This is a genomic window from Burkholderia sp. WTPI3 (assembly GCF_021483755.1).
GTDB lineage: Bacteria > Pseudomonadota > Gammaproteobacteria > Burkholderiales > Burkholderiaceae > Burkholderia.
Genome location: NZ_JAGIXF010000170.1, coordinates 1 through 5,636, shown reverse-complemented (window position 1 = coordinate 5,636; position 5,636 = coordinate 1). Strand labels below are relative to the sequence as shown.

Sequence of the window (5,636 nt, the reverse complement as noted above, 5' to 3'; positions counted from 1 at the left end):
TACAGGGAACCCACGCCGCGAATGCCGAACCAGCTGATCAGCCGGCGCTGGTGGCGCGACGCCCGGGACCCGATCAGCGCGAGCCAGGTGGCCGCCGGCCGGATGACGAACAGCAGTGTCGCGACCACGGCCGCGCCAGCCCAGGTGAGCATGTCAATCCAATAGCTGGAGACGAGCGCGCCGATCAGCAGGATCAGCACGGCCTCGGCGATGTGTTCGAGCTCGATCGTGAATCCCATGACCGATTCCGCGACGAAGGCATGGGCTTTGTCGGGATCGGTGGCGGTGGCCTCGACATCCTCGCTGTCCACGATGCCGACCGTCTCCTTCGACGTCTTCCGGCCGCTCGTTCGATGCTCGACACGCCGCATCGCGACGCCCGCGGCGAACACGGCCAGGAACCCGTAGCCATGAATGGCGAGCGTCACGCCGTACGACAGCATGATCAGGCCCAGCGCGAAAAACCCTTCGAGGCCGAGCGCCTGTCCGTGGCGGCTGCGCAGGAATGCGACGAGACGGGCGGTGGCGAAGCCGAGCAGCCAGCCGGCACCCACGCCGGAGGTGATACCCCATGCAATGTCGCCGAACATGTTCCAGTGAAGCTCCGACATCGTGCCAGACCCGCACGCAAGCAAGCCGATCACCGCGCAAGGGTAGGCGGTGCCGTCGTTGATCCCGCCTTCGCCGGACAACGAAAAACGCACCAGTTCGACGTCACCGGCGTCGCGCACGCCGACGTCATGAGCGAGCACGGGATCCGTCGGCGCGATCATCGCGCCCAGCAGTACCGCGACGCCGAGACTCAAATGCAGCACCAGCATGCCGAGCGCGGCGATCGACGCGACGGTGAAGATCATCGCGACGACGCCAAGCCGCAGCGGCAGCATCCAGCGGCGATCGGCGGGCGGCACACGCAGCCTCAGGCCGATCGCGAACAGCGAGATCAGCAAGCCGATTTCGGCAGCGATGCGCAAATGCGTGACGTCGTCCGGCAATGTCAGCGACAGGAAGCCAAGGCTGGCCGGTCCGATAAGAAAGCCGATCCCGAGATACACCATGGCCGCGCTCAGCGGCAGACGCTTGAGCGACGATCCGATGAGCCCCATGAAAATCAGCAAGGCTCCGAAGATGAGGCATCCGATCGTTTCGGTCACTTTGAATGTCCTGCATGGGTAACGTCGCGCTCGCCGCGCGTCGAGCGCAGGTCGCCATGCGGTGTCGTTCAGGCGCACGCGGCACGCGCCGGACGGCACACACCGGACTGGGCGTCGATGCCGCGGATTCGTCGCACAATATCGCTCCCGCGTACCACGTTCGCAGCGAGTCGGTCCGGCGTCTGTCCGATGGCGGACAAAGAACCGGCGCAACCGGCGCAACTATCGCGATCGAAATGACGCGTGGCTGCGGCTGACGCGGCCGGGAAGGCGCGCCCGAAGCGGCATGCACGCGATGTACGGTAGCGGGCAGAGCGGTGCAGTGCTTCGTCATAGACTGTTCGCCGATCCTCATGACAACCGGAGCATGGCCATGACGCATACTGCGATCGAGGGAGATCTACGTTCACTTGAACGACTCATTGCACGCGTCACGCTCGGTGAGCCTGCGCCATGGACCCTCTGGCGCATTCGGCTGGAATCAACGCTGGAACACGGCCGTTTGACACCCTCGGAACGCATGCATCTCGTCAGCATCATCGCCCTTCTGCTCATGCTCGAGCGTCGAGCGGGCAAGCTGGCCGCGCATTGAGCACGGCCGCCGAGTCGCGCGCTCGAGGGGGGCGCGGCGGCGCCCGACATCCGCCGGGCGCGTGGCGGCACTCATGGTCCGCCCTTGAACGAGAATGGGGGCTGTGCCCCATAGAGGAGGCATGTTGAATCCCGCTACATCCGACCCGCCGGGCGTGCCGGCCGCGATGCCCGTCAGTCCGCTGGCAGGCCGGCTCGCGCCTTACGCGCTGCGGATCGACGTTCCCCGCCTCGTGACCACGTACTACACCGATATGCCGGACCCGACAGTCCCGGCGCAACGCGTGACGTTCGGCACGTCGGGACACCGCGGCACCGCGTTGACCCGCAGTTTCAACGAGTGGCACGTCCTCGCGATCGCACAGGCGATCTGCCGGTATCGACGTTCGCATGGCATCGACGGCCCGTTGTTTCTCGGGATCGATACGCATGCGCTTTCCGAACCGGCGCAGGCGAGCGTGCTTGAAGTGCTGGCTGCCAATGGCGTCGAGGTCATGCTGGCGCCGCCGGGTGAATACACGCCTACGCCGGCTGTGTCGCGCGCGATCCTGAAGTACAACCGCGGCCGCAGTGCCGGGTTTGCCGACGGCATCGTCGTGACGCCGTCTCACAATCCCCCGGACAACGGCGGCATCAAGTACAACCCTGCTACCGGAGGCCCGGCCGATGAGTCCGTCACCCAATGGATCGAAACAGCGGCGAACGATCTGCTCGAAGCGCGGCTCGCGGGAGTGAGCCGCGTCTCGTTGTCGACGGCATCGAATGCTGCAACGACGCACCGGTACGAATTCCTCGCGACGTATGTCGATGACCTGGTCAGCGTCATCGACATGGGAATCCTGTGCGGCGCGCCGATCCGGCTCGGCGTCGATCCGCTCGGCGGCGCCGGTGTGCACTACTGGCGCGCGATTGCCGAGCGTTACCGCCTGAATCTCGAGATCGTCAGCGAGGAAGTCGACCCGACTTTTCGCTTCATGAGCGTCGACTGGGACGGGCGGATCCGGATGGACCCGTCCTCGCCGTATGCGATGCAGACTCTGATCGCGCAGAAAGACCGGTTCGACGTCGCATTCGCGTGCGATACAGACCACGACCGGCACGGGATCGTCACGCGGAGCGACGGCCTGCTGGCACCCAATCACTATCTCGCGGTGCTCGTCGACTACCTGCATGCGCATCGGCCGAAGTGGCCTGGGCGCGCGGCGGTCGGCAAGTCGATCGTCTGCAGCGGGGTGATCGATCGTGTCGCCCGCGCACACGATCGCGCAATCTACGAAGTGCCCGTCGGCTTCAAGTGGTTCGTTGGCGGATTGCTCGACGGCACGCTGGGGTTCGCCGGCGAGGAGAGTGCGGGGGCCACGTGCCTGCAGCTCGACGGGCAACCCTGGACGACCGACAAGGACGGCATCGTTCCCGCGTTGCTGTCGGCCGAAATCACGATCCGAACCGGCCGCGATCCGGCGGAGCTTTACCGCGACCTGGCGCACCGCTTCGGCGCGCCCGCCGAACGGAGGGTACAGGCCGCAGCCACACCTGAGCAGCGCGCACTGCTGGCGCGGCTAACGCCGCGTCAGTTCACGCACACCGAACTGGCGGGAGAGGCGATCGTCCGGATACTCGATCGGGCGCCGGGCAATCAGGCCGCGATCGGGGGCATCAAGGTAATGACGGAGCACGGCTGGTTCGTTGCGCGGCCGTCGGGTACCGAAGATCTCTACCGGATCTATGCGGAAAGCTTCAACGGAGAGGATCACGTGGCGCGCATCGTGTCAGATGCGCAGTCGATGGTCGATGCGGTGCTCGAAGCCGGCACGTGCGATGGCGACGCCGGTGGCGGCTCGAACGCCTGATACGCGCATGGGCCGCCCAATGGTCATGCGAGCAGCTTCAGTGCGCGGTCGCAGACGTTCTCGACCGTGAAGCCGAAGTCGCGCATCAGCTCGGCGCCCGGCGCCGACGCGCCGAAACCCGCGATGCCGAGTACGTCGCCACGATCGCCGACATAGCGGTGCCAGCCTTGCGACACGCCCGCTTCGATCGCCAGCCGCGCACCGACCGACTTCGGCAGCACGGCGTCCTGATACGACTGGGGCTGCGCGTCGAACAATCTCCAGCAGGGCAGCGACACCACCCGAACCGCCACGCCGCGCGCGAGCAACCCGGCGTGCGCTGCCAGCGCGAGCCCGACTTCCGAGCCTGTCGCGATCAGGATCAGCGCGGGGCGGCCGTCGGGGGCATCGGCCAGCACGTAGCCGCCGCGTCGCAAGCCCTCTGCCGGCGCGAACCGGAGACGATCGATGGTGGGCACGTCCTGGCGGGTCAGGATCAGCGCGGTCGGCCGTTCTCGCGCTTCGAGCGCCACGCGCCACGCGACGGCCGTTTCGTTGGCATCGGCCGGTCGAATCACCAGCAGGCCAGGGACCGCGCGCAGGCCGGCAAGCTGTTCCATCGGCTGATGCGTCGCACCGTCCTCGCCGACGGCCAGGCTGTCGTGCGTGAACACGTAGATCACCTGCAGACGCATCAAAGCGGCGAGCCGGATCGGCGGACGCATGTAATCGGAAAAGATCAGGAAGGTCGCGCCGAACGGCAGGATGCCGCCGTGGGCCGACAAGCCGTTCAGGATCGCGCCCATTGCATGCTCGCGCACGCCGAAATGCAGATTGCGGCCGCTGCGGCTCCAGCCGCCGCCGTCGGAACCTTGCCGGTCGAGCGCGTTCATGCCGGCGGCCTCGAAATCGCCGTGCCCGGTCAGCGCGGTGAAGGTGGAGGGATTCAGATCGGCGGAGCCGCCGATGAGCGACGGGACGCGGGGGGCGAGGGCGTTCAGCACCTTGCCGGACGCGACCCGCGTCGCCATGCCTTTCGGATCGGCCGGAAAGACCGGGATATCGCGGTCCCAACTGTCGGGCAGCGCGCCGCGCACAGTGTTCAGCAGCATCTCCGCCAGTTCGGGAAACGCGCGCGCATAGGCTGCGAACAGTGTGTTCCAGCGCTCTTCCCGTATTCGCCCCTTCGCCAGCGCCCGGCGAAAATGCGCGAGCGCCGGTGCGGGGATATGAAACGCTGGATCGGGCGGCCAGCCGAGGTTGTGCTTGGTCAGGCGCACCTCGGCCTCGCCGAGCGGCGATCCGTGAGCCTGGCAGGTGTCTTGCCGGTTGGGCGAGCCGTAGCCGAGATGCGTGCGCACGAGGATCAACGACGGACGCTGCTGCTCGGCACGTGCGTTGAGCAGCGCCGCGTCGATGGCGGCCAGGTCGTTGCCGTCGTCGACTGTTTCCGTATGCCAGCCGTAGGCGTTGAACCGTTGCGCGCAATCTTCGGTGAAGGTGATCGCGGTGCCGGCGGACAGCGTGACGCGATTGTCGTCGTACAGGCAGATCAGCTTGCCAAGCCGGAGATGGCCGGCCAGCGATGCGGCTTCCGCTGCGACGCCTTCCATCAGGTCGCCGTCGCTGACGAGTGCATAGGTGTGGTGATCGACGATCTCGAAGCCGGGACGGTTGTAGCATGCGGCGAGCTGCGTTTCCGCCATCGCCATGCCGACGGCGTTGGCGAAGCCCTGGCCGAGCGGGCCGGTCGTGGTCTCGACACCCGGAGTGAGCCCGCGCTCCGGGTGACCGGGCGTGAGGCTGCCCGATTGTCGGAAGCGTTTGATCTGATCGAGTGTCAGATCGTAGCCGGTCAGGTGAAGCAGGCTGTACAAAAGCATCGAACCATGTCCGGCCGACAGGACGAAGCGATCCCGATCAAGCCATGCCGGATTGGCGGGGTGATGCTTGAGATGGTGCATCCATAATGCATAGGCCATCGGCGCCGCGCCCAGCGGCAAGCCTGGATGACCGCTCGCCGCTTTCTGCACGGCGTCGATCGACAGGAAGCGTAGCGTAT

Annotated in this window: 4 protein-coding genes; 2 read left to right on the top strand and 2 right to left on the bottom strand. The window is 66.6% G+C overall.

Features of this window, described 5'->3' with window-relative positions; genetic code table 11:
- The coding region (locus J7024_RS36080) for a cation:proton antiporter (RefSeq protein WP_234745977.1) at positions 1 to 1,154 on the bottom strand (1,154 nt) is incomplete at its 3' end.
- A gap of 373 nt (positions 1,155 to 1,527) precedes the next feature.
- On the opposite strand from J7024_RS36080, the gene J7024_RS36075 reads away from it, so the two are divergent.
- Together J7024_RS36075 and pgm are read left to right on the top strand one after the other, a co-directional pair.
- Entirely contained in the window at positions 1,528 to 1,746 is a 219-nt protein-coding gene (locus J7024_RS36075) for a hypothetical protein (RefSeq protein WP_175752139.1), read from the top strand.
- Positions 1,747 to 1,912: 166 nt separating this feature from the next.
- Positions 1,913 to 3,595 carry a phosphoglucomutase (alpha-D-glucose-1,6-bisphosphate-dependent) gene (gene pgm, locus J7024_RS36070; RefSeq protein ID WP_175787742.1) on the top strand — a complete coding sequence of 561 codons (1,683 nt, stop codon included), beginning with the start codon at positions 1,913 to 1,915 and terminating at the stop codon, positions 3,593 to 3,595.
- Between the two features lie 23 nt (positions 3,596 to 3,618).
- On the opposite strand, the gene tkt is transcribed toward pgm, so the two are convergent.
- Positions 3,619 to 5,636: transketolase (tkt, locus tag J7024_RS36065; RefSeq protein ID WP_234745976.1), on the bottom strand; the 2,018-nt coding region annotated here is incomplete at its 5' end.

Bases quoted from the DNA above. Each gene is read 5' to 3' on its own strand.
- J7024_RS36075 (WP_175752139.1), top strand. From the start codon at position 1,528: ATGACGCATACTGCGATCGAGGGAGATCTACGTTCACTTGAACGACTC.
- pgm (WP_175787742.1), top strand. From the start codon at position 1,913: ATGCCCGTCAGTCCGCTGGCAGGCCGGCTCGCGCCTTACGCGCTGCGG.